Origin of the sequence: Vitiosangium sp. GDMCC 1.1324, assembly GCF_003044305.1 — a bacterium.
Taxonomy (GTDB): domain Bacteria; phylum Myxococcota; class Myxococcia; order Myxococcales; family Myxococcaceae; genus Archangium.
Genome location: NZ_PZOX01000010.1, coordinates 150,291 through 176,589 on the forward strand (window position 1 = coordinate 150,291; position 26,299 = coordinate 176,589).

At 69.7% G+C, this 26,299-nt stretch carries 11 protein-coding genes; 2 read left to right on the forward strand and 9 right to left on the reverse strand.

Annotation, left to right across the window (positions count from 1 at the left end):
- Positions 1 to 294 precede the first annotated feature (294 nt).
- The 8 genes from DAT35_RS27985 to DAT35_RS28020 form a co-directional block, all read right to left on the reverse strand.
- Positions 295 to 2,790 carry a serine/threonine-protein kinase gene (locus DAT35_RS27985; protein ID WP_233261754.1) on the reverse strand — a complete coding sequence of 832 codons (2,496 nt, stop codon included), beginning with the start codon at positions 2,788 to 2,790 and terminating at the stop codon, positions 295 to 297.
- A gap of 100 nt (positions 2,791 to 2,890) precedes the next feature.
- Positions 2,891 to 6,862, reverse strand: a complete 3,972-nt coding sequence (locus DAT35_RS27990) for a serine/threonine-protein kinase PknK (protein ID WP_108070995.1) — start codon at positions 6,860 to 6,862, stop codon at positions 2,891 to 2,893.
- A 65-nt stretch (positions 6,863 to 6,927) separates the two neighbouring features.
- Entirely contained in the window at positions 6,928 to 10,911 is a 3,984-nt protein-coding gene (locus tag DAT35_RS62145; RefSeq protein ID WP_108070572.1) for a serine/threonine-protein kinase PknK, read from the reverse strand.
- Entirely contained in the window at positions 10,904 to 14,863 is a 3,960-nt protein-coding gene (locus DAT35_RS28000; RefSeq protein WP_108070574.1) for a serine/threonine-protein kinase PknK, read from the reverse strand. The genes DAT35_RS62145 and DAT35_RS28000 overlap by 8 nt, the downstream gene beginning before the upstream one ends.
- Positions 14,864 to 14,992: 129 nt before the next feature.
- Positions 14,993 to 16,003, reverse strand: coding sequence for a stage II sporulation protein M (locus DAT35_RS28005; RefSeq protein ID WP_108070577.1), 1,011 nt, complete (start codon positions 16,001 to 16,003; stop codon positions 14,993 to 14,995).
- A 37-nt stretch (positions 16,004 to 16,040) separates the two neighbouring features.
- Positions 16,041 to 18,413 carry a FecR domain-containing protein gene (locus DAT35_RS28010; RefSeq protein WP_146209909.1) on the reverse strand — a complete coding sequence of 791 codons (2,373 nt, stop codon included), beginning with the start codon at positions 18,411 to 18,413 and terminating at the stop codon, positions 16,041 to 16,043.
- Complete coding sequence (locus tag DAT35_RS28015; protein ID WP_108070581.1) at positions 18,391 to 19,683, reverse strand: serine/threonine-protein kinase; 1,293 nt, start codon at positions 19,681 to 19,683, stop codon at positions 18,391 to 18,393. The genes DAT35_RS28010 and DAT35_RS28015 overlap by 23 nt, the downstream gene beginning before the upstream one ends.
- Positions 19,683 to 21,536 (reverse strand): adenylate/guanylate cyclase domain-containing protein, encoded by a 1,854-nt coding sequence (locus DAT35_RS28020; RefSeq protein WP_108070583.1) that lies wholly within the window; start codon positions 21,534 to 21,536, stop codon positions 19,683 to 19,685. Before DAT35_RS28020 ends, DAT35_RS28015 begins: the two co-directional genes overlap by 1 nt.
- 192 nt (positions 21,537 to 21,728) lie before the next feature.
- On the opposite strand from DAT35_RS28020, the gene DAT35_RS28025 reads away from it, so the two are divergent.
- Positions 21,729 to 22,430 (forward strand): expansin EXLX1 family cellulose-binding protein, encoded by a 702-nt coding sequence (locus tag DAT35_RS28025; protein WP_108070585.1) that lies wholly within the window; start codon positions 21,729 to 21,731, stop codon positions 22,428 to 22,430.
- A 20-nt stretch (positions 22,431 to 22,450) separates the two neighbouring features.
- On the forward strand, positions 22,451 to 25,030 hold the full coding sequence (locus DAT35_RS28030; protein WP_146209910.1) for a hypothetical protein: 2,580 nt from the start codon (positions 22,451 to 22,453) through the stop codon (positions 25,028 to 25,030).
- Here the strand turns inward: DAT35_RS28030 and DAT35_RS28035 are convergent, their stop codons facing one another.
- Positions 25,031 to 26,077 (reverse strand): hypothetical protein, encoded by a 1,047-nt coding sequence (locus DAT35_RS28035; RefSeq protein WP_108070589.1) that lies wholly within the window; start codon positions 26,075 to 26,077, stop codon positions 25,031 to 25,033.
- Positions 26,078 to 26,299 lie beyond the last annotated feature (222 nt).

A 26,299-nucleotide genomic window follows, 5' to 3' on the forward strand; every position in this document is an offset into this window, starting at 1 on the left:
GCCTGGAAAGCACCCACGCGCGCACCGTCCGAGAAACTCACTCACGTTGTCCCCCACTTGGCGCAGGACGGACGGTGCGCGCGCGGGTTTTTGGCGCCTGTAACCGTGGGCAGGCACCGTGCGCGCCCTACCTGAGAGCACCCTGGGGCAGGCGGTGAAGGTCCGCGCAGCGCCGATACCTCTGCGACATCAGCTCGCACTGTCCGGCGCTGGCTGAAGCGTCACGGCACTCACTCCTGCATGTCTGGGCTGGCCGGGCTCTGCGGTGGCTGTCGCACCGCGGTGAGCGCCTCGTCATTCCCTGCGCTCGTCGTCAGGTTCCTCGATGACGGGGCTCGGCGAGGACTGACGAAGATGCTGGCCACCCTCAGCACCTGACGGGCCGCCGGGCTCCATCCGCATCAAACGCACCTGGAGTACCGCCAACACCGTCTCTGGCTCGCGCTCCTCTTTCCCTTCGGCCACCCTGCGGATGAGCTCTTCCAGGAAGAGTGCATTGCCGCCCGACTGACGCACGGCCCGCCACACCACGTCCTCGGGCACCTGCGGCCCCAGCACCTCTCGCACCAGTTGCGCGCCCGCATTGTCGCTCAAGCCCTTGAGCGGCAACTCCTGCAGGCGCCTCGTCCACAATCCCGGGAAGAGCTCCTTCACCTCCGGCCTCGCCAACGCCAGCACCATGAAGGGCTGCTCGGCCAGCTCCCTCAGCGCCTCCTCCACCAGCTTCACCGTCAGCGCATCACTCCAGTGCAGATCCTCCAGCACCAGCAGCACCGGCTGCCGGGCGCACTCGGCCCTGAGGAAGGCCACCAGTGCCCTGCCCATCTGTGCACTCATCAACCGCGGGTCGCTCCTCGCGGCACGCAGGCGGGGACTGTCCTCCTCCGGGAAGGGGATGGCGCACAGCTCTCCCAGGAACCCCGCAGCCTCCTGGGCTTGCGCATCGGGCAGGTGCCGGGCCACCCGCTGGTACAACCGGGCGCGGCGCGTCTCCAGGCTCTCCCCCTCCACAATGCCGCACAGCCGCCGCAGCACCTGGCCCAGCAACCCGCACGAAGCCCCCGCGCTCGTCGGGTCTCCCCGCCCCACCAGCAGCAGCGGAGACTGCTCCCGCCGCTCGAGCCGCCGCAAGAACTCGTGGCGCAGCCGGGACTTTCCCACTCCTGCCGGCGCCGTCACCAGCAGCTCCTGGGCGGCGGGTTCATTGATGCAGGAGTTGAGGGTGAAGTCGAGCAGGGTCAGCTCCCGCTTGCGGCCCACACAGGGCGTGGACTTGCCCAGTAACGGGCAGGAGGCGTCGGCGGCGAGCTGCTCGCCTGGGAGCGGGAAACTGTCCGATGGTGGGCGGGAGAGCTGGAAACCATGGCCGAGCAGACCCACCGTCACCTCGTCCATCACCACGGAGGAGGAGGACGGTATCGGCTCGAGCTGGCGCAGCAGCCGCCCCGCCCTGTTCATGGCCTCGCCCACCGGCAGGTACTCATCGAGGGAGCCCTGTCTCGTGGTCAATACCACGGAGGCCTCGGGCCAGCGCGCCTTGAAGGCGAGGGTGCAGTGCACCGCCAAGTCCGTGGCGGTGCCGCGCTCCGACCGCAGCGTGGCCATCAGTGCGCCATTGGCCAGCAACTCCACCTGCCCACTATAGGACGAGAGCACCGAGCGCAGCGTGTCACGCAGAGCCCCCTCCCGGCGCGAGTCCTCCGGGGCATCGCCAGAAACCTGGACCTGGAGCGACACCAACAGGACGCTGCTGTGCTTCTGCTCGGCGTCCGTCAGGCTCGACGGGGTTGGCTCCTTCCCGGCTCGAGGCACCAGCAACTCGTACGTCAGGCTCCAGGGGTTTGGCTCCTTCCCGGCTCGAGGCACCAGCAACTCGTCCGTCAGGCTCGGGGGGGTTGGCTCCTTCCCGGCTCGAGGCACCAGCAACTCGGAAACGGAGCCCAGGGCCGAGAGCGCCTTCAGCAGTTCGTCGGCATTCGCCAGACGCCGCTGCCGGTCCTTGGCCAGCATCTGGTCCACCAGCGCCTGCATGCCCTGGGGCAGACCGGGGCGCAGCGTGTGCAGGGGCTCCGGCTCGGCGAATAGCATCTTCGCCAGCGCGACAGAGAAGTTGGGCGCGGCGAAAGGGTTCTTGCCCGTGAGGCACTCGTAGAGCACGCACCCCAGCGCGAAGATGTCCATGGCAGGAGTGAACTCCGACGGGCTGGAGGCCATCTCCGGTGCCACGTAGCCCGGAGGGTCCGCCAGCGAGAGGCGCCCCGTCTCACTCAACAGCATGGGCACCACATGCCGGGCCAATCCGAAATCCAGCACCACCACGTCCCCGGGCCGGCCCTCTCTCAGCCACAGGGTGTAGGGTCTGATGTCTCGGTGGGCGAGGCCCTGCTGGTGCGCTACCGACAAGGCCTCGGCCGCCCGCCGCAGCAGCGACAAGCTCTCCGACAGACTCAACGGCTGCCGGGCCAGGCGGTGGAACAGTGTCTCTCCTTCGAGCCACTCCATGGCCAGATAGGGCTGGTTTCCCACCGCGGAGCCATGAGCGACATAGGAGGCAAGGCCAGGGTGGCGCAGCATCGACAGCCGCGAAACCTCTCGATTGAAGCGATACATCCCCTCAGGGGAAGCAATGACATGCAAAACATTGAGGGCCACGGGATGGCCCGTGGAGGAGTCCGTGGCTCGATAGACCGTGCCAATGCTGTCACTGCCCACCTGGTGCTCGACCCTGAAGCGGGCGTCGACGACAGTCCCCGGCAGCAGGGAGATAAGGTTGAATCGGGAGGGTGCCATATCGTCGTCATCCACCGGGTTGTCGTTGTCCTTGACGCGTACGTGCGGTTCCAATCATGCCCCGAGCAGGAAGGCTTATTCCCTGGAGAACCTCGCTCACCTACATCGCGGCCTCTCCCCAACGTTGACGAGCCAACTCCAGCGTCCGGGCGTTCTCGGGCACCTGATACAGGAAGCGCTCACGAGCAGCGGCCTCGGGAATGTCGCTGGCCCGGGCGCGTACACACCGCAAGGCCTTGCGCAGGGCCTCTTCCCCCGCGCGGGCATCCCCTTCCGCAAAGCAGGCTTCCGCCAGTGCCAGGCGCATGGACACGGCGTACACGCCCTCACTGCCCATCCGCTCCAGTTCCTGCACGCCGAGCGACGCGACCCGCAGGGATTCCGTGGCCCTCTCCTGTGCGAGCAGGATGGCGCTGAGAACCGTTCGCGCGAACACCACGTAGACAGGAATGAGCGCCAACAGTTCACAGGCCTTATGCGCATGGAGCTCGGCTTCGCGAAGCGCGCCACTTGCCGCCATCACCTGCGCCAGTATGGCGTGCTTCATTCCCGGCACGAAGGGAAGTGAGCTTTCTCTGTCCAACCACTCGAACATCGATGCGTGAGCCTCCTGCCGGTCCGCCTGGTTGGGGCTACCCGCCAGCACCAAATTCAAAAGGAACCGGGCACTCTCCGCCACGAGAGGCTGCTCCGTACGCAGGGCAGTAGCCAATGCCTCTCGCGCCATCTTCACGGAACCCGACAAGTCTCCCATCGCCGCCAGGGTCATCCCCAACGTGATTTGCATCATATTCGTATTCCGCTCCGACCCCACCGCGCTGAAATCTTCCCGTCCCTGCTGGGACACACTGAAGGCCTGCCACGGCCTCGCTTCGAAGTAGTAGAGGGCTTGGCACTTCAGCAAGCTCATGAAGCCACGCACCGTGGAGGCGTGGGTCTTGATGTCAGCACCTATCGTGATGAGCCGCCCGAGCACGGATTCCACCTTCTGGCGATCGCCCGACCACAGGATCGCGGCTCCAACAATGGCGACAGCCTCGACATAGGGCTCGACTGCTTCGGGCTCTGGATCGGTGCGCAGCAGCCACTCGGCCAGCCTGCCCCCCTGCTCCTGATGACCTTCATAAATGCTCGCGAGGATCAGCCCGGTCATCAACCTGCACCACAACGGGCTGCCCGCCTTCAGCCCGGCCAGCGCCGGAATGCCAAGCTCCAGGGCCATGGTCAGCCGAGCCATCCAGAAGAGCACCAGGGACTGGAGCGCACGCAGTCGGGTGAGGGCCTCGCCGCTCACGCCACAGGACAGGGCAGACTCCACACACCGCATCGTCCCCTGCAGATCGTTCCGCTCGAAGAGTCGCTCGGCGGCCCGGGTGTAGAAGTGGATGGCGCGCTCCGGCTGCTGCCCCAACCGAGAGTGCGTGGCAAGCACCAGTGCATCGGGCTCGCCCATCCGCTCCAACCACGCACCCGCGAGCTGGTGGCCCATGGGCCGGTGGCTGTCGGTCACCAGGCCGTAGGCCGCATCCCGTACCAGCGCATGGCGGAAGCGGTACTCGGCCATGGTGGGGAATCGGCTGTCGGACAGTGACTCGATGACCTCCTGTTCCACAAGCAGTCGCAAGTGCTCCTCCAACAGCCCATCCGCTGTCTGGCGGCCCAGCAGCTCGCTCACCCCTTCTGGCCAGAAGAAGCGGCCGAAAATGCTGGCCGCCATCAGCACCTGACGGGCGCCGGGCTCCATCCGCATCAAGCGCGCCTGGAGTACCGCCAGCACCGTTTCTGGCGCCGTCTCCCCTCGCCCTTCGGCCACCATGCGGATGAGTTCCTCCAGGAAGAGCGCGTTGCCGTCCGACTGTTCCACGGCCTTCCGCACCACGGCCTCGGGCACCTGCGGCCCCAGCACCTCGTGCACCAGCCGGGTGCAGGCCTTGCGACTCAATCCCTTCAGCGACAGTTCCTGCAGGCGCCTCGCCCACAGGCCCGGGAAGAGTTCCTTCACCTCGGGCTGCGCCAGCGCCAGCACCATGAAGGGCTGTTCGGCCAGTTCCCGGAGCAGCCCATCCACCCGCTGCACCGTCAGTGCATCGCTCCAGTGCAGATCCTCCAGCACCAGCAGGACCGGGGAGTGGGCACACTCCGCCGCGAGGAAGGCCACCAGCGCCCGGCCCACCTGCATACTCATCAGCTGCGGGTCGCGCCGTGCCGCGTGCAGGCGGGGACGACTCTCTTCTGGAAAGGGAATGGCGCACAGCTCGCCCAGGAACTCCACCACATCCCCCGCCTCCGCCTCTGGCACATGCAGGACCACGCGCTGGAACAACCGCGCACGCTGCGCTTCCAGGCTCTCCCCTTCCATGACTCCGCACAGCCTCCGCAGCGCCTGACCCAGCAGGCCATACGAAGCTCCCATGCGCATCGGGTCTCCGCGCCCCACGAGCAGCAGCGGCTGCTGCTCCCGCCGCTCGACGCGGCGCAGGAACTCGTGGAGCAGCCGCGACTTGCCCACTCCGGCTGGCGCCGTCACCAGCAGCGCCCGGGCAGCGGGCTCCTCGATGCAGGAGTTGAGGGTGAAGTCGAGCAGGGCCAGCTCCTGCTCGCGGCCCACACAGGGCGTGGGCTTGCCCAGCAGCGGGCGGGAGGCATCGGCACCGAGCTGTTCGCCTTGCAGCAGGAAGGCACCCGAGTCCAGACGGGAGAGTTGGAAACCCGGGCCGAGCAGGCCGGCCGTTACCTCGTCCATCACCACGGCGGAGGAAGAAGGCATCCGCTCGAGCTGGCTCAGCAGCCGCCCCGCCCTATCCATGGCCTCACCCACCGGCAGGCGTTCGTTGAAGACGCCCAGGCCCGTGGTCAATACCACCGAGGCCTCGGACCAGCGCTCCTTGAAGGAGAGGGCACAGCGCGCCGCGAGGAGTACCTGGTCCGTGGCGGTGCCGTGCTCCGGCACCAGCGTGGCCACCAGCGAGCCGTCCGCCAGCAGTTCCACCTGCCCCCCTTTGGGCGGGAGCGCCGCGCGCAACGAGTCGCGCAGCATCAGCCCTCGTGCCTCGTTCTCCCGCTGCGCCCCCGTGGCCATCGCCTGGAGCGATATCAGCAGAACACTGACGAGCATCTGCTCCGCACCCGCCAGACTGGAGGGCTTGCTGGATTCCACGACGTTCAGCAACAGCAACTCAGGAACGGACTCCAGAGCCGTGAGCGCCTCCAGCAGCTTGCCGGCATCCGCCAATCGCCGCTTCGGATCCTTGGCCAGCATCCGGTCCACCAGCACCTGCAAGCCTTGAGGCAGACCTGGGCGCAGCGTGTGCAAGGGTGCCGGCTCGGCCTGCAGAATCTTCGCCAGCGCGGCGGCGAAGTGGGGCGCCTCGAAAGGAGGCTTGCCCGTGAGGCACTCGTAGAGCACGCACCCCAGAGAGAAAATGTCCGCGGCGGGAGGGATTTCCGGCTGGCTGGAAGCCTGCTCCGGCGCCATATAGCCCGGTGTGCCGACCACGGTGTAACTCCCCGTCACCCCCAACAGCGTGGGCACCGCATGACGCGCCAATCCGAAATCCAGCACCACCACGTCCCCGGGTCGGCCTCCTCTCAGCAACAGGTTCGCGGGCTTGATGTCGCGGTGGACGATGCCCTGCTGGTGAGCCACGGCCAGGGCCTCGGCGACCCGCCGCACCAGCGACAAGCTCTCCGACAGGCTCAGCGGCTGCCGGGCCAGGTGTCGTGACAGGTCCTCGCCTTCGAGCCACTCCATGGCCAGATAGGGCTGATTTCCCACGCCGGTGCCATGAGCGACATAAGAGACGATGCCGGGGTGGCGCAGCATCGAGAGCAGCGAGGCCTCGCGATTGAAGCGGTACATCACCTCCGGGGATGTGACGGCATGCAACAGCTTGAGGGCCACGGGCTGGCCCGTGGAGGTGTCACTGGCACGATAGACCGAGCCCATGCCCCCACGGCCCACCAGGACCTCGACCCTGAAGCGGGTGCCGACAACCGTCCCCGGGGCCAGAGAGCCAGAGGGGACGCTGGAGGGTGCCGTCTTGTCGTCATCCGCAGGGTTGTCGTTGTCCATGATGTCCACGCACGCTCCAATCGTCCCCCGGGCAGGAAGGGTCCCCCCTGGAGCACCTCACGTCCCTACACCACGGCCTCACCCCAGCGCCGGTGAGCCAGTTCGAGAGTCCGGGCGTTCTCGGGCACCTGATGCAGGAAACGCTCGCGGGCTTCGGCCTCGGGAATGTCGCTGGCCCGGGCGCGCACACACCGCAGGGCCTCGCGCAGAGCCGTATCCCCCGCGCGGTCATCCCCCTCCGCGAAGCAGGCTTCCGCCAGCGCCAGGCGTATCCCTACGGCGTACACGCCGAAGTTCCTCATGCGCTCCACCTCCTGAACGCCGAGCTCCGCCACCTGCCGGGCCTCCGCGATGTTTCCCTGGGCGAGCAGGACGGCGCTGAGGACCGTGCGCCCGAAACCCAGATAGGACTTGAACGCCACCAACAGCTCACACGCCTTGCGCGCATGCGGCTCGGCTTCGCGCAGCTCTCCGCTGGCCGCCACCACCTTCGCCAGCGTGGCGTATGCCATCCCCTGCATGAAGGGATCGAAGTCCTCGAGCCTTACCCACTCGAGCGCCAGGTCTCGTGCTTCCCGCTGATGCTCGGGTTCCTGGCGATCGGCCAGTGCCTGGAACAGGTAGTGCTGGGCACTGGCGACCACCATGTGCTGCTCCGCCCGCCGGGCATCGGCCAGACTCTCCCTCAGAAGCGCCACGGCGCCTGACAGGTCGCCCAGCGCGGCCAGGGCCGCCCCCACGAGGCTCCGCATCAGATTCACGTTCCTCTCCGTCTCCGCGCCGATGATCCGGAAGTTCCGCATGCCCTCTTCGGCCGCCGTGAAGGCCTGCCAGGGCCTGGCTTCCAGGAAATAGAAGACGTAGCTCTTCGCGAATCCCATCCAGCCACGCGCCATCGCATCGTCGGTCGTGGCGGCAGCACCCACCGACAACAGCCGCCCGAGCAGCAGCTCCACCTCCTGACGGTCGCCAGACCAGACGGCCGAGACCAGGAGGAAGGTCACGGCCTCGACATAGTCCGCGATCGCCTCGGAGTCCGGCGTGGTGCGCAGCAGCTTCCTCCCCAACTCGACAGCCTGCTCCGAGAGTCCGCCATGAGCACTCCCGATGATCAGACCGCCCATCAACCTGCACCACAACGGGCTCCCCGCCTTCAGCTCGTCGACCACCGGGAGGCCAATCATCAAGGTCTGCGCGGGCTGCACCACCCAGAAGGCAACCACCGCCTGAAGCCCGCGCAACCTCGCCAGCTCAGGTCCATCCACCCCACACCACAGGGCCGCCTCCACGTACTTCATCGTCCCCTGCAGGTCATGCCGCTCGAAGAACCGTTCGGCGGCCTGGGTGTAGAAGCGGATGGCTCGCTCCGACCGAAGCCCGAACTGGTAGTGCGTGGCGAGCACCACCGCGTCCGGCTCGCCCATCTGCTCCAGCCACTCGCCCGCCCGCCGGTGGCCCTCGGGCCGATGCTCGTCAGGCACCAGGCCGTACGCCGCGTCTCGCACCAGGGCGTGCCGGAACCGGTATTCGCTCTCGGCGGAGAAGCGGCTCGCGGGCTGCGGTTCGATGACCTCCTGGTCCACGAGTTGCCGCAGGTGTTCTTCCAGTCTCTCGTCCTCGTGCCGCCAACCCAGGAGTGTGCTCACGCCACCGGACCAGAAGCTGCGGCCGAAGATGCTGGCGGCCAGCAGCACCTGACGGACCCCGGGCTCCATCCGCGTCAAGCGCGCCTGGAGCACCGCCAGCACCGTCTCCGGCGCCGCTCCTCCTCGCCCCTCCGCCGCCATGCGGATGAGCTCCTCCAGGAAGAGCGCGTTTCCATCCGACTGCTCCACCGCCCTCTGCACCACCGCCTCGGAGACCTGCTGCCCCAACACCTCTCGCACCAGTTGCACGCCCGCCTTGCGGCTCAGGCCCTTGAGCGACAACTCCTGCAGGCGCCTCGTCCACAACCCCGGGAAGAGCTCCTTCACCTCCGGCCTCGCCAACGCCAGCACCATGAAGGGCTGCTCGGCCAGCTCCCTCAGCGCCTCCTCCACCAGCTTCACCGTCAGCGCATCACTCCAGTGCAGATCCTCCAGCACCAGCAGCACCGGCTGATGAGCGCACTCGGCCCCGAGGAAGGCCACCAGCGCCCTGCCTACCTGTGCACTCATCAACCGCGGGTCGCTTCTCGCGGCACGCAGGCGGGGACTGTCCTCCTCCGGGAAGGGAATGGCGCACAGCTCTCCCAGGAACTCCACGGCCTCCTGGGCTTGCGCATCGGGCAGGTGCCGGGCCACGCACTGGAACAACCGGGCGCGGCGCACCTCCAGGTTCTCTCCTTCCACGATGCCGCACAGCCGCCGCAGCGCCTGGCCCAGCATTCCGTACGAGGCCCCCGCGCGCATCGGGTCTCCCCGCCCCACCAGCAGCAGCGGAAACTGCTCCCGCCGCTCGAGCCGCCGCAGGAACTCGTGGAGCAACCGCGACTTGCCCACGCCCGCCGGCGCCGTCACCAGCAGCGCCCGGGCGGCGGGCTCCTCGATGCAGGAGTCGAGGGTGAAGTCGAGCAGGGCCAGATCCTGCTCGCGGCCCACACAGCGCGTGGGCTTGCCCAGCAACGGGCGGGACGCATCGGCGGCGAGCTGCTCGCCTTGCAGCAGGAAGAGGCCCGATTGGGGGCGGGAGAGCTGGAAACCTGGGCCGAGCAGGCCCGCCGTCACCTCGTCCATCACCACGGCGGAGGAGGACGGTATCTGCTCGAGCTGGCGCAGCAGCCGCCCCGCCCTGTCCATGGCCTCGCCCACCGGCAGCTGCTCGTTGAAAACACCCAGGCCCGTGGTCAGGACCACCGAGGCATCGGGCCAGCGCTCCTTGAAGACGAGGGCGCAGCGCGCCGCCAGCGCCGCCTGGTCCGTGGCGGTGCCGCGCTCCGGCAACAGCGTGGCCACCAGTGAGCCATCGGCCAACCACTCCACCTGGCCCCCATAGGACGAGAGCGCCGTGCGCAGCGTGTCGCGCAGCACGACCCCTCGGCCCGGGTCCTCCGGCTCATCATTGGAAGTCAGGACCTGGAAGGACACCAGCAGGACGCTGATGAGCTTCTGCTCGGCATCCGCCAGGCTCAGGGGACGCGGCTCCTTCCCGGTTCGAGGCAGCAGCAGCTCGGGGACAGACTCCAGTGCCGAGAGCGCCTCGAGCAGCGCGTCGGCATTCGCCAGGCGCCGTTCCGGGTTCTTGGCCAGCATCCGATCCACGAGCACCTGTAAGCCCTCGGGCAGCTCTGGGCGCAGGGTGTGAAGGAGCGCTGGATCGGCGAAGAGCGTCTTCGCCAGTGCGGCGGTGAAATGCGGGGCCGCGAAGGGAGGCCGGCCCGTGAGGCACTCGTAGAGCACGCACCCCAGCGAGAAGATGTCCGCGGCGGGAGGGATTTCCGGCTGGCTGGAGGCCTGCTCCGGCGCCATGTACCCCGGCGTGCCCACCACGGTGTGCGCGCCCGTCACTCCCATCAGCGTGGGCACCGCGTGGCGGGCAAGGCCGAAATCCACGAGGACGACATCCCCAGGTTGGCCTCCTCTCAGGAAGAGGTTGGCGGGTTTGATGTCGCGGTGGACGATGTCCTGACGATGGGCGATGGCCAGCGCCTCGGCGGCCCGGCGAAGCAGCGACAGGGCCTCGGACAAACACAGGGGCCCGCGGGCAAGACGCTGCGCCAGGTTCTCACCTTCGAGCCACTCCATGACCAGATAGGGTTGGCCCCGCTCGGTGTTGCCACGAGCGACGAAAGAGACGATGCCGGGATGGTGCAGGCCGGCCAGCAGCGCCACCTCGCGGTTGAAGCGGTAGAGCTGGTCCGCGGAGAGTGCGCCCTCCACGAGCTTGAGGGCCACGGGCAGACCCGTGGAGGCCTCGCGGGCACGGTAGACCACCCCCATGCCGCCACGGCCCGTCAGGGCCTCGATGGTGAAACGCTGGCCGATGACCGTCCCCCTCGCCAGGGAGCCAGGGACGTTGGCGGATGGAATCGTCACCGTCTTGTCGCTCTCGGTTGTCTCGTCACTATCCATGGTGAACCACCGCATCTCCCCACCGCTGGCGAGCCAGGTCCAACGTCCGGGCGTTCTCGGGTACCTGGCGCAGGAAGCACTCGCGAGCCTCGGCCTCGGGAATGTCGCTGGCCCGGGCGCGCACACACCGCAGGGCCTCGCGAAGGGCCGCATCCCCCGCGCTGCCATCCCCCTGCGCGAAGCAGGCCTCCGCCAGCGCCAGGTGCATGGCCACCGCGGAGACCCCCGCCCCACCCATCCGCTCCAACTCCCGGACGCCGAGCTCCGCCACCTCACGGGCCTCCGTGGCGCGGCCCTGGGCTCGCAGGATGGTGCTCAACGTCTCGCACGCCAGGGTCTGGTAGGACCGGAACGGCCTCAGCAGCTCGCACGCCTCGCGAGCACATTCCTCGGCCTGGCTCAGCGCCCCCTGGGCCGCCAACACCTTCGCCAGCACCGCCAACCCCGAGCCCCGCCTGAAGGAGGAGTCCTCACTCCCCATGTACTCGAGTGCCAGGGCCCAGGCCTCCTGCCAGTGCGCGGGCTCGGAGCTGCTGGCCAGCACCAGCATCAAGTAGTGCTGGATGTAGCCCACCGTCGCGTGCTGCTCCTTGTGCTCGGCCACGGCCAGGGCCGTCCTCATCCGCGCCAGGGCTCCGGGAAGCTCGCCCAGCGCGGCGAGTGTCATCCCGGAGTAGGTCTGCAGCAGGCTCGCGCTCCGCTCCGCGCCAATCTCGAGGAAGTCGTGCGCCGCCTGCTCCGCCACCCGGAAGGCCTCCCACGGCCTGGCTTCGAACAGGTCCAGGAAGTAGCTCTTCGTGAACCCCATCCAGCCACGCGCCATGGCGTCGTGGTCGATGACTCCGGCCCCCACCTCCGTGAGCCGCCCGAGCAAGGCTTCCATCTTCTGGCGCTCGCCCAGCCAGGAGACCGGAAGCCCCAGCAAGGCCACGGCCTCGATATAGGCGGCGATCGCCTCGGGCTCCGGCCCGGTGCGCAGCAGCCACTCGATCAACCCGCCCCCCTGCTCCTGATGACCTTCATGGATGCTCGCGAGGATGAGCCCGGTCATCAACCAGCACCACAGCCGGCTGCCCGCCTTCAGCCCGGAAAGCACCGGGATGCCCAGCTCCAGGGCGCGGGAGAACTCATCCATCCAGAAGGCCACCACGGCCTGGAGCGCGCGCAACCGGGTCAGCGCCTCGCCGCCCACCCCACAGGCCAGGGCCGACTCCACGCACCGGTTCGTCCCCTGGAGATCACTCCGCTCGAAGAGCTGCTCGGCGGCCTGGATGTAGTAATCGGCGGCGCGCTCCGGCTGCCCCCCGAGCTGGTGGTGCGTGGCGAGCACCACCGCATCCGTCTCGCCCATCCGCTCCAACCACCCGCCCGCCAGCCGGTGGCCCACCATCCGATGGCTCTCCGAAAGCAGACCGTAGGCCGCATCCCGGACCAGGGCGTGGCGGAAGCGATACTCACTCCCACCGGGAGAGCGGCTGCCGGGCTGCGGCTCGATGACCTCCTCCTCCACGAGCCGCGGCAGGTGACGTGCCAGCACCTCCTGGCCGACCTGCGCACCCAACAGCGCCCCCACTCCGCCAGACCCGAAGGAGCGGCCGAAGATGCTGGCGGCCAGCAGCACCTGACGGACTCCGGGCTCCATCCGAGTCAGGCGCGCCTGGAGCACCGCCAACACCGTCTCTGGCGCCGAGTCCCCCCGTCCCTCCGCCGCCATGCGGATGAGCTCCTCCAGGAAGAGCGCGTTGCCATCCGACAGATCCACGGTCCGCTGCACGACGGCCTCGGGCACACGCTCTCCCAGCACCTCGCGCACCAGCCGGGCCCCCGCCTTGTGGCTCAGCCCATACAGGGGCAACTCCTGCAGGTGCTTCGACCACGAGGGGGGGAAGAGTCCCTTCACCTCGGGCCGCGCCAGCGCCAGCACCATGAAGGGCTGCTCGGCCAGCTCGCCCAGCAACTCATCCACCAGCTTCACCGAGAGCGCATCGCTCCAGTGCAGGTCCTCCAGCACCAGCAGCACTGGCTGCCGAGCGCACTCGGCCCCGAGGAATGCCACCAGCGCCCGGCCCACCTGCGCGCTCATCAACCGCGGGTCTCTCCTCGCGGTGCGCAGCCGGAGATGGTCCTCCTCCGGGAAGGGGATGGCGCACAGCTCGCCCAGGAACGCCACCGCCTCCTGGGCCTGCTCCTCGGGCAGATGCTGGACCACCCGCTGGTACAACCGGGCGCGGCGCGCCTCCTGGTTCTCCCCCTCCACGATGCCGCACAGCCGCCGCAGCGCCTGACCCAGCAACCCGCACGAGGCTCCCGCGCCCATCGGGTCTCCGCGCCCCAGCAGCACCAGCGGCGGTTGCTCCCGCCGCTCGAGCCGCCGCAGGAACTCGTGGCGCAACCGGGACTTGCCCACTCCGGCTGGCGCTGTCACCAGAATGGCCCGTGCGGAGGGCTCCGCGATGCAGGAGTCGAGGGTGAAGTCGAGCAGGGCCAGCTCCTGCTCGCGGCCCACACAGGGCGTGGGCCTGCCCATCAACAGGCGGGAGGCATCGGCGTCGAGCTGCTCGCCTCGCAGCTCGAAGGAGCCCGAGCCGGAGCGGGCCACCAGGAAGCCCGGCCCGAGCAGCCCGGCCGTGACGTCATCCACCACCACGGAAGACGAAGGCGTCCGCTCGAGCTGGTGCAGCAGCCGCCCCGCCCTGTCCATGGCCTCGCCCACCGGCAGCCGCTCGTTGAAGACGCCGAGGCCGGTGACCAACACCACGGAGGCCTCGGGCCAGCGCTCCTTGAAGGTGAGGGCGCAGCGCGCCGCCAGCATGACCTGATCGGTGGCGGTACCGCGCTCCGGTGCCAGCGTGGCCACCAGCGAGCCATCCGCCAGCAGCTCCACCTGGGCTCCGTAGGGAGAAAGCGCCGTGCGCAGGGCGTCACGCCGCACGCTCCTGCGCGCCGGAATCGAATCCGTCTCGTCCGTCTCCAGTTCCAGCAGGGACACCAACAAGACGCTGACGAGCCGCTGCTCGGCACCTTCCAGGAGCGAGGGGCGTGCGGCCTCCGCCGGTAGCCCCAGCAGCTCCGGGACCGAGTCCAGCGCCGAGAGCGCGCCCAGCAGGCGGGTGGCATCCGGCAGCCGCCGCTTCGCGTCCTTCACCAACATCCAGTCCACCAGCATCCGCAGGCCCTCGGGCAGGCCGGGACACAGCGTGTGCAGGGGGACGGGCTCGGCGTAGAGAATCTTGGCCAGCGCGGCGGCGAAGTGAGGGGCCGCGAAGGGCGGCTGTCCCGAGAGGCATTCGTACAGCACGCACCCCAACGAGAAGATGTCCGCGGCGGGAGGAATCTCCGGCTGGCTGGAGACCTGCTCCGGCGCCATGTACCCCGGCGTGCCCACCACCGAGCCCGTCCTCGTCACCGCCACCAGCGAGCCCGTGGCATGACGGGCCAGGCCGAAGTCCAACAGCACCACGTCCTCGGGCCGGCCTCCTCGCAGGAACAGGTTGGAGGGCTTGAGGTCGCGATGGACGATGCCCTGCTGGTGCGCCGTGGCCAGGGCCTCGGCGGCACGGCGCAGCAGCGCCAGGGACTCCGCGAGGCCGAGCCGCTTCCGGGCCAGGCGGTGCAACAGGTCCTCTCCCTCGAGCCACTCCATGGCCAGGAAGGGCAGGCCTCCCTTGGCCTGGCCATGGTGAACGTAGGAGACGATGCCGGGGTGGCGAAGCTCGGACAGCAGGAACGCCTCGCGGTTGAAGCGGTAGACCGCTTCCGGCGAGGTGATGGCGTGCATCAGCTTGAGGGCGACGGTCCGGCCCGTGGCGGAGTCGGTGGTGCGGAAGATGAAGCCCATGCCGCCACGGCCCGCCAGGGCCTCGAGGACGAAACGCCCGGCGATGACCGACCCCAGGGGAGGAATCCCCACGGGTAACCTGGGAGGAGTGGGAACCGTCGAGTCGTTGCCCATGGTGTGCGCGTCCCCCTCGTGACCGCGAACACATGACACTCAGAGACGTGCGCGATTCCCCCGGAATATCGCTGTCAAACCACCCGTCTGTGCAGATTCGAACAGACGGCGCGGGCCCCACCGGAAGCGCTAGTGCGCGCCGCCGCTCTCGGCCTCGGACCGGCGCGCCCCGCGCATCCAGTCCGAGCCCAGGTATGCGTAGACGCCCAGGCCCACGGTCAGCGCGAAGGACACCTTGAAGGCCACCGACAGCTTCGGCGGGTGGATCTGCGAGACGGTGCCCTCGATGAGGCCCGCGAGCACGAAGAGCACGAGCGTGCCGAAGAGGAGCTTCACCGCGCGCACCGCCTCCTGGCGCAGCGCCAGACCCCGGGGCAGGCCTCGAGGCGCCACCTGGCCCCGGGCGATGACGAAACCGGCCGCGCCCGCGATGCAGATGGCGGTGATCTCCGGAATGCCGTGGGGGAGGATCCACGCCCAGAACCAGCCGGCAATGCCCTTGGCCGTGTACACCTGCGCGAGCGCGCCCAGCATCAGGCCGTTGAGGAAGAGCATCAGCGCCGTGCCCACACCCACGGTGATGCCCAGCGCGAAGGCGAAGAACGCCACCTCGATGTTGTGCGTGAAGAGGAAGGAGGAGAACGCGGCCTGCTGCTGCACGGACATGCCCTCTCCCTTGGCCTCGTCGGCGGCGCGCTGGACGGGGTCCAGTTCCAGGTGCTGCTCGGGGACGAGGTAGGGTGCCGCATCCGGGTCCACCAGCATGCCCAGGTACCCGAAGCCCGCCCCCGCGAGGAAGAGGAGCACGGAGGCCGCGTACATGCGCCACTCCTGGCGCAGCAGCGCCGGGAAGCCGCGAGCGACGAAGCCCCACACGTCCGAGAACCGCGGTCGCTGGCCCGGGTAGGTGATGGCGTAGGCCCGGCCCACCAGATCGTTGAGGTACTCGCTCACATCGGCCGAGCCGCTGCGCGCGCGCACCCACAGCAGATCGCTGGAGACGGCGCGGTACAGCTTGCCCAGCGAGCGGGCCTCCTCCAGCTCGAGGGCGCGCAGGCCCCGGCCCTCGGCCTTGTCGAGCAGGGACTCCAGCTGCTGCCAGCGCGGCCGGCGCGCCTCGATGAACTCGGGCATCTCCATGCGAGGAGACTCTAGCCCAGTCCGCGAAGCGGCGAGCCTACTGCGGCTGCGCGGGACGCAGGCCGGACCAGCCCAGCGTCACCTGTCCGCTCCACCCGCCCCAGACACTCGCTCCATCCGGGCCGAACCCCCGGCGGAACGAGGTGCCCAGCTCGAATCCGGAGAACGTCAGGCGGGCCCCCACACCGGCGGCGAAGGACGACGGGCCGGGCTCCCGGGGCGTGGCATCCAGCAGGGCATCCAGCTCGGCCCCGAGCGCCAGCCGCGGAATGGGCAGGAACCAGGCCTGATACGCGCTGTCCCAGGTGGCGCGCGCCTTGCCCGGCCGGAGGGCATAGCCCTGGCTGGTGGAGAAGGCCCAGCGCCCCCACCGCGTCCCCGCGAGCAGCGCCGGACGCAGCCGCAACCCCCGCGCGTCCTCGTCGAAGCCGGAGCCCGCCAGGGTGCCATCGAAGGCCAGCAGCACGCGGAAGGCGGGATGGTCCGTCAACCGCACCCGTCCCGACAGCGAGGCGGACAGGGCCGTCGCGGGAAGCTCGCCCGAGCCACCACCGCCCAGCAGCCCGCCCGGACGCATTGCCAGCGCGGCGCCCAGGGCCACCCGCTCGGACACCCGCCCCTCCGCGGCGAGCGTGGTGCGCCCGCGAGCGAAATCCACGCCCGCCGTCCCCAGCTCGGGCTGGGCGCGCAGCTCGAAGAGCCAGGCCTGCGGCAGGAAGGCCGTGGGCAACGGGGCCGCCTCCACCAGGCCCCCCGAGGGAGCGCCCAGCATCGGCATCAGCGGCGCCTCCACGTCAGAGCTCGCGACGACGGGCTCGGGCTCCTCGGCCACCACGGAAGCGACGGGAGCCTGCTCCAGGGGCACCTGGGCCTTGACCTGCTGCACGGGTGTGCCGCCCCAGAGGGCCTCCAGCGCGGCGAGGCGCTCACCCTCGCGAGCTCCCGGCACGGCCCGCGTCAGCAACGAGCCATCCGGCTGGCGCTGCAGCGGCTCCTCCACCTGGGTTCCATGCAGCCCGCGCAGCTTCAACGCGGGGAAGGGGCCCTCCAACAGCTTGCCTTGCTCGTCGAGCACCTGGACCTTCACCCGGAACACGCCAGCCATGGGCTCGAGGTCCACGTCCACGCGAGGCGGCACCACCGTGAGCGTCAGCTTCTCCGGGCGGGCCTCGGGCACGCCGCGCGGCAGCAGCTCCAGCGTGTGCGTCCCCACGGTCTCCACCCGCACGGGATGCGCCGCCGGGGCCCCATCGAGACGAAGCTCCAGCGACTCGGCGCCGTCCACCGAGAAGTCGAGCCGGTACGCCCCCTGGATGCCCTGGGGCCCCACCGTGCCGCGCTCCGTCTTCACGCGCAGCACTTCGACCTGCCGCACCGCGGACGGCTTGCCCACCAGGCCCGCGGTGTCCACGGCTCGCACCCGAGCGAAGTACCGGCCGGGAACCAACGCGCGGACCACGGACTTCAGCGCCTCCTGTCCCGCCTGCACCGTCTCACCGTGAACCCGGTCGTTGAAGCGCTCGTCTCGCGCGAGCTCCACCCGGTACGACGCCGCTTCCTTCACGGGCGCCCACGCCAGCTCCTCGTCCACGCCCTTGTCGTCCAGCAGCACCCGCACCGAGCGCACTCCCCCCACCCACGCCGGCGCCTCGGGGAGGGGGCGAGGCTTCTCCGGCACCTTGCCCTTCTCCACCCGCGTGCCGTGGTCCCTGGGCACCTGGACGCTCTGGCCCTGCGCGCTCACGTCGGCCTGGCCGTCGAAGACGGAGACGCGGCTCGTCTGCTGCGCGTCCACGCCCACGAGGAGATCCTTCGAGCGCGCGGCCACCGTCGCGGCCGGCATCTGCACGCCCACGGGCTCGCCGCGCAGCTCCGCCAACGAGACGTTCAGCTCGCCTTGCAGCAGCTCGACGGCACCGGACTTCTTCACCTTGTCCGTCGCCTTGGCGGCCTGGCCGTAGATGACGACGAGCGCGTTCTCGTTCATCTGCAGCCGCGTCAGGTCCTTGAAGGTCACCTCGGCACCGGCCTCGCGCAGCGTGTTGACGGAGTCCAGCCGCCACAGCCCCTGGCCGGTGTTCGCCCGGTTCCACTCCACCTTGCCCGCGCGCTTCGCGTTGACCTCGGGCTTGATGAAGGTGAGGCGCGCGTCCGGGTCGCCCTTGATGCGCAGCACCGTGCCCGGCTTCAGCTCGTGCGGCGGCGGCCCCATCTTGTTGAGCGCATGCAGCTTCGCGGAGCCGACCGTGGCGTCGCCGAACACCTTGCGTCCCACGCTGCCGCACGTGTCTCCAGGCTGCACCACGTAGACGTCGTCATCGGCCACCTGCTGGGCCCACGACACGGCCGGGAGGAACACCACCAGGGCCAGCGCCGTGGCGAGCCCTCTAACGCTTGAGCTTCTGAGCACGCGACACCTTCCGGGTCAGATCGATCGGGTCGAGCGGCAGGGGGACGAAGTCGAACAGCCCTCCCTCCAACGCGCCGGTCACCAGGTCCCAGTCATCCGCGGGACCACATAGCAGAACAGGAGGAGAATCCGGGCGCGCGGCCAGGGCCCTCGCCTGTGCGAGAGACCCGGGCCCGTCCGCGATGACGAGCAACGCGCTGAACTCCCCCAGTGGCTCCTCCGCCGAGGGCACCCGCGCCCGAAAGCCACACGCGCCGAGCGACATCACCAGCGTGTTCCCCGCGCCCTCCTGATTCTTGGAAACCAGCACGGCCACGGGAGCCCCGCCGGCCACGGGCCTCGGCACGGGCACCTCATGGCGCACGAGCCCGGCTCCGCGCTCCGTCTTCTTCCCCTCGCCTCGCTTCTTCGGCGCGGCCACCACGGGGTCGGCGAGCACGGCCAGCAACTCCTGGCGCAGGGCTGTCGCGTCCGCCGGGCGCGCCTCGGGCAGCTTCTCCAACGTCCTCATCACCACGGCCTCGAGCCGCTCGGGAAGCGAGAGGTCCGGCCGGGCCTCGCGGAACGAGGGCACCGGCTTGTAGAGGTGCGCGGCGGCCATCTCCGCCGAGGCCATCACCGGGAAGGGAGGCACCCCGGTGAGCAGCTCGTAGAGCACGCACCCCAGCGAGTACAGGTCGCTGCGTCCATCCAGCGGCAGCCCGCGCATCTGCTCCGGGGACATGAAGCCCGGAGTGCCCACGGCCATGCCCTCCTGGGTGAGGCGCACGTTCAGCTCTCCGCCGAGCGCGGCCAGGCCGAAGTCGAGCACCTTCACGCGCTCGCCGCCCGGGTGGGGCTCGAGGAAGAGGTTCGCGGGCTTGAGGTCGCGGTGGATGATGCCGAGCGCATGTGCGGCCTCCAGCACCTCGAGCACCTGCACGGCCAGGCCCACCGCACGCGGCACGGGCAGCGCGCCCTCGCGCATCAACAGGGAGTCCACCGTCTCCCCGGACACCAGCTCCATGGCGAGGAAGAGGAAGCCGGTGTCGAGCCCGTAGTCGTAGACCTCCACCGAGCCCGGGTGGCGCAACCGGGCCAGCACCTGGGCCTCGCGCTGGAAACGCTCGGAGAAGCCGGGGGCTCTGGCGATGTGCGGGTGCATCACCTTGAGGGCCACGCGGCGGCCCAGGCCGAGCTGCTCCGCCTCGTAGACCGCGCCCATGCCCCCCTGGCCGAGCGCACGCAGGACGCGGAAGCGCTCGCCGACGATCTGGCCCGGCCGAGGCATCACACCGGCACCTCGTAGACGCTGGTGGCGGCGGAGCGGCCATGCAGCTTGCGCTCACCCACGGGCACCAGCTCCAGGGCGCTCTGACCGATGCGTTCGCGCGTGGCCTCGCTGACGAGGATCTGCCCGGGCTGGGCCATGGACTCGAGCCGCGCGGCCACGTTCACCGTGTCGCCGATGACGGTGTACTCCATGCGCTTCTCGCTGCCGACGTTGCCCGCCACGGCGGGGCCGGTGTGCACGCCGATGGCCAGTTGGATCTCGATGCCCCAGCGAGCGCGCCAGCGGCGGTTGCCCACGTCGAGCCAACGGCGCAGGTCCTCGGCGGCCTGCACCGCGCGCAGCGCGTCATCCGGGTGCGACTGGGGCGAGCCCCACACCGCCATGATGCAGTCGCCGATGAACTTGTCGATGATGCCGCCCCGCCGCTGGATGATCTCCGTGGCGAAGGTGAACAGCTCGTTGAGCAGCGCGACGATGGTCTCCGGAGACTGGGACTCGGACAGCTTGGTGAAGCCCACCACGTCCGCGAAGAGGACGGTGACCTCGCGGCGCTCGCCTCCGAGCCGCAACTGGTCCGGGTTGGACACCACCAGATCCACCACGTCCGGAGACAGGTAGCGGCTGAGGGCCGCGCGCACCTGGGTCTGGGTGATGACCTCGCGCTCCTTGGCCTCCAGCGTCAGGGCCATGCTGTCGAAGGCGCGGCCCAGGGTGCCCAGCTCATCCGCGCGCCGGGTGACACGCTCGCCCACGCCGCGGAAGGTGCGCTCGGCGAGCGCCCGCGTCGCCGCCACCAGGTCTCGAATGGGCCGGGTGAGCTGCCGGGCTCCGAGCAGGCCCACCACGAGCGCCACCAGCGCGGCCACCACGAGCGCGACGAGGATGAGCCTGCGCATCTCCGACAGCGAGGCGTACGCCACGGACCGGGGCTGCTGCACCGCCACCGCCCAGCCCCGCTCGGAGAGTACCTCCAGAGAGCCGAGCATCTCCTGATCGCCCTGGCGGAAATCCGAGACGGCGGCCATGTCCGTGCCGAACGAGGAGTCGCCACTCAGCGCCGCGAAGAGACCATACTGGGAGAGGTCCTCACGTGCCGCCACGCGAGCCGGGTCCGCGTGGAGCACGAGCCGCCGCTGCCGGTCCACGACGAACACATTCTCGCGCGAGCCGAGGAACTTCTCGCCGAGCTCGCCCATCAGCTTGCACAGATCGCCAAGCTTCACCTGGGTACCCAGGATGGCGCGCACGGACCCATCACGAACGATGGGGAAGAACACCTCGAGCACCGGTTCGCCCTGCGCGCTGGCGCGCACGCCCTGGACGACGAGGTGCCCGCTGGAGGCGAGGGCCTGGAGGAGCCCCGGCTCCAACCGGGAGGCGAGCTCCGGGGCCGGCACCTCGTTCGCCTTCACGGTCTTCACACTCTGGCCGCTCGGGGCGTAGAGCGTGACGAAGTCAAAGTTGCCCAGGGCCGCCATCCGGGAGCCCACGAGGGCGAAGCGCGTGGCATCGTCCCCCTGCCCGGGCGCGAAGAGGATCTGCCCGATGCCCTCGAGATCCTGCTCGACGCGCGCCACCTCGCCCCGGACGGCCCGCTGCATATCACCAACGATGGACCGCTGCAGGTCGCGGACGAGCACATCAAGGGCGTTCGCGTTGATGTCGATCATCGCCCAGCCCAGCCCCACCAGTGGAGGCAGCGCACAGACCAGGATGAGGAGGAACAGGCGCGTGAAGAGCGGAATGCCACGCGAGGCCGCCGGGCCCTTCTCGTCGGACGGGGGACCAGGCACCTGCGTGCCGCGCTCCGCGCTGCGAGTCTCCACTACGGGGACAGGGGTCGCCGCCATCGGGGTATCTGGGGGTGCCGCGGGTCGGAAGTGGACGTCGGGGATTGCTCCCGCTTACCACACTCCCGGTGGGTGTGCGGAATGAGCCCTTGACCCGCTCCACAACCCGCCCGCCCCCTCCACGAGGAGGCGCGTGGATCGCGGGCGCCGCGCTACACTTCGCGCTCCCCTTCCCTTCGAGGAGATCCGGTCATGAGCATCGACAAGCCCGCTTCCGCCCCCTGGCTCGCGGCGGTCCTGCTCCCGCTGCTGGCGGCCTGTGGCCCCACGGATGCCGGCGAGGCCCTGCGCGCCCTGGGCGAGTATCAGGACGGCCTCATCACCTTCTATGACGCGGATGGCTCGGGCAACTGCAGCTTCGCGCCGAGCCCGGGAAACCTGGACGTGGCGGCGATGAACATCGGCCAGTACCAGGACAGCGCGGTGTGCGGCGCGTGCGTGGAGATCGAAGGCCCCAAGGGCAACCTGAACGTGCGCATCGTGGACTCCTGCCCCGACTGCCCCGACAAGGGCCACCTGGACCTCAGCCAGGAGGCCTTCGCGAAGATCGCCAACCCCGTCGACGGCCGCGTGAAGGTGCGCTGGCGGATGGTGACCTGCGATGTGCAGGGCCCCATCCGCTACCACTTCAAGGACGGCAGCTCGCAGTGGTGGACCGCCATCCAGGTGCTCAACCACCGCCTGCCCGTGGCGAAGCTCGAGTACTGGAAGAACGGCGCCTGGGTGAACGTGAAGCGTGAGAGCTACAACTACTTCGTCGAGCCCAACGGCATGGGCACCGGCTCCCTCAAGGTACGGGTGACGGCCTCGGATGGGCAGACGCTCGAGGACACCCTCCCTGGCGCCGCCTCCGACAAGACCTTCGACGGGGCGGCCCAGTTCAAGGCAGGCTGAAAAAGTGAAATAATCCCGCCATGGGCCTGTTGGAAGCTGGGACCCTGGCGTCGCCGATCGTTCAACGTCGTCTCGAGCTGGCGAGCCAGCTCTACGGGCGTACAGGAGAGCTGTTGCGCCTGGAGCCGGGCCGGCTGCGCTTCTCGCTGGGGGTGTCGCTGGCGGATATCCGGCTCCCCTTCCACATCACCCCCGAGGCCGCCGCGCTCTTTTCCCAGGGCGCGCGCCAGCTCGCGATGATGCTGCTGTCGAGGCACCGGGACCTGGTCTCCACCGGGGAGTTCGATCGCTTCCTCCTGGTGGAGGAGTACGCCACCCTGCCCGCGCTGCCGGCGACGCTGACGCCCGGCACGGGGGGTCCGGACACGCGAGCGGCCGCGGACCTGGCGACGCTCACGCACCCGTTGCTGACGGGCGGGGTGATGGCGGCATGGCTGGGGCCTGGAGGCGGAGGCCGCTCCCTGGTGGCGCTGGTCATCGAGCTGCTGCGGCGCGCCTTCGGCGAGATGCGCGAGTCGCGCGGGCGTGAGGAGACTCCGGCGCTGGTGGCGCTGATGCTGTCCACGCAGCTGCCGGGCGTGGAGAGCGCCCTGCGCGCGTTGAACCTCCCGCCCGCGGTGCAGCGGCAGGTGATGACGGCCGCGAACACGGGCCTGTACCTCGCCCTGCGGCTGGGGGTGGAGCGGGCGCTGCGGGAAGCCCAACCTTCCGAGGAGCTGGCCGTGCGCATCGAGTCGGCGCTGGGGCCCATGGCGGTGCTGGGAGGAACGAAGCCGCTGCTGACGGGCGGCGCCACGCTCTACGGCTGCGAGCTGCTGGCCGGAGTCCCCGACGCGGAGAAGCTGGTGGCGCAGTACCCCGGTGGCCTGCCGGTGGACACGGTGCGGGCCACGCTGGAGAAGCTGCTCGCGAGCGACGACACACTGGCGCGCAAGGCCGAGCAGGCGGTGGGCGTGAGTGCCCTGCACGAGGGGCTGGTGCGCTCGACGCGCCTGGGCGAGGCCGGCGGCTTCCAGTCGGCGCTGACGCAGTACCTGCGGGAGCTCGCCACGCGCCCCGTGGCCCTGACGGCGCTGCTGGCCGATGACAAGGCGCGCAAGCAGTTCGTGAAGGACTTGCGAGGGTACGCGGACACGCTGAAGGGCACCGCGGCCGAATCGCTGAAGGACCTGGCCACGAGCCTCAAGGAGTACTCGGCCAAGGCGCCGGCCGAGGCCGCTGGACTCTCGCGCACGGAGGCCCAGGCCATCTACGCGAGGGCCGCCACGGCATTCGTCTGCGACCTGTGGCTGGAGCGCTCGCTATTCCCGCTGCGGCGCATGCTGAACCTGCGCACGGGCGCCGAGGAGGAGGGAGGGCTGGAGGCGGAGTACCAGACGGGGCGGCTCTACCTGCTCTCCACGCGCCCCGAGCCCATCCTGCGCTCGGCGGTGAGCACCCCGGTGGCGCACCTGTTCGTGGACGTGAAGGACTTCACCCGGCGCACCCAGTTGCTCGGCGGCGCGGCGATGGCGGACTTCCTGCGGCGGGAGTTCTACCTGCCCATCCTCACCGAGGCGAAGGCGCTCTACGGCGGCATGAGGCAGCTGGCCGACAAGGGTGGCGTCTCGGTCAACAACCTGCTGGGGGACGCGCTCTCGATGAGCGGGACGGTGGACCGGCTGGTGACGCTCGCGGTGGCCATCCAGCGCCACCTGGTGTCGTACGAGAAGCGGCTGGCACAGGCCATCTCCCACGAGCAGGTGGAGGCGGCGCTGAAGGCGCTGGAGGAGGAGTACGAGCGCAAGCTGCAATCGGCCCGGCCAGGGGTGCGGCCCATCCTCCAGAGGGAGAAGGAGTCAGCGCTGGCGCGAGCCCGGGGCGAGGGCCTGGAGGCGGGAGTGTTCGTCTCCTACGGTCCCGCGCCCCTGATCATCACCCTGGAAGACGACGTCTTCGGCCTGTCGAAGGTGGCCATCGCGGACCGCATCAACGAGAGCGCCCGGGGCACGGCCCGCTCCGGAGCGGCGAGGGCGAAGGCGGACGCGATGCTCGCGCAGGAGAGGCAGCGGCGGGGAAAACCTTCGCTGGCACATCCCTGGAGGGTGTTCGTGGGCGCGCCGCTGTCCCTGCACATCCCCTACTCGGCCGAGGCAGAGGCCCGCGCGGCGCTGAAGGCGGGAGACGTGGCGGGGGCGATGCGAGCGCTGGAGCAGTCGGTGCGCGACTCGCTGGAGGACACCGCGAAGCAAGGAGAGGACGCCCCGGGAGACATCTACAACGCGGGCGTCGCGATCTCCGAGGAGACGCTGCTGGCCTACCAGGAAGCGGTGGGAGATCAGCGGCTCTTCTGCCAGTTCGAGCTGGCGCCGGAGGCGCTGCACCCCGACATCCGCGAGCGCTACTTCTTCCCGCCCGAGCCGCTGCGGCTGACGGTGGGCTTCCACCCGACCGGCGAGTTGGCGGAGGTGTTCCGCTTCGCCGGGCGGGTGATGTTCAAGGGGCTCGAGCGCAAGGGAGGGCTCGGAGTCTGGGAGCTGGTGGAGGAGCATGGCGTGGGCCGGCTCTTCGCGCGGCACCACGCCTCGGAGTGGCTCCGGACCCGCTGGCGGACGGCCTGACTACAGCCGCTGGAGGGCGAAGCGCGAGTGGGTCTTCATGCCGCCCATGCCGCCCGAGGACTGGTCAGTGGTCTGAGAGCCCTCGATGCGGATGAGCCGGCCAGCGGCCACGTCGAAGCCGCCGGTGACGTCGACATCCACCTTCATGCTCATCGCGCTCGGGCCGGCGCCGCCACCCATGTTCATGCCGCCCATGTTCATGCCACCCATGTTGGCCTGAGCGGAGCCTTCGTCCTCGTCACCGGCGGGAGCCTCGGCCTTCTGGGCCACGGTGGTGTGGAGCTGGGCCACGTTGTTCTCAATCTCGGAGAGCGTGGTCGCCATGGCACCCATGGGGGTGGACACCTCGACGCGGCCGCCCGGAGACATGTCGCCCTCGGGGAGCACCATCATCTCGAAGATCTGCTTGGGGAGGGCGTCCACACCGGGGTCCTCCTCCTTGATCTGCACCGCCTTGAGCGCGGGAGGCACCTTCTTCTCCTCCATGGCGAGGGAGACGGAACCGGACTTCGGGTCCACGGAGGCGACCACGTCGACGCGCGAGTCGCCCGCGGACAACGAGGCACTGGCGCCCCTGGGGCCCACGGTCGCGTTGTGCACGCCCACGAAGGTGCGGCCCTCTTGGACGTAGATGGTGACCATCCGGTAGAACTTCGCGTGGCCCTTGCGGTCCACCTCGGCCTTCACCTTCTTGGCGGCGGGCGGGATCTTGTCGAGGGTGGTGACGCGCTTGTCGCCCTGGATGAGGGCCATCTTCTCCAGGGTGAGCTCCATCTCGGCGGTACCGTCCGGGCGCACGGCGAGCACCTTCTGGCTGAAGGTCGACTGGACCTTCACGCGGATGTTCATACCGCCGGCGCCCATGTCCATGCCGGGCATCTGCATGCCGCCCATGGCGGGCATCTTCATCTCGATGGTCGACTCGTCCTCGTACTGGAAGCGGTGCACATCCCCCTTCTTCCATTGATAGTTCAGCTCCACGGCGGAAGCGGAGCCAGCGGAGAACAGGACCAGAGCGGCGGCGAGACTGCGAGAACAAGGACGCATGAGAATTCCCCCCTCCCGGGGGATGACGGTGGGCGCGACCGCCCACCGGTCACGATCAGCGTTGCGAGGTATGGCGCTCGGGACGTGGCGCCGCCGGAATTATTCTCCAGGCCTCGGTCCCACGAGAAGACACGCAGTGCGTCAGTGGCACGCACGGCGCACCGGGAGGATGAACGGTGCACCGGGTGGATGAAGAGACATCGCGCTGGGCGGGAGCACCCC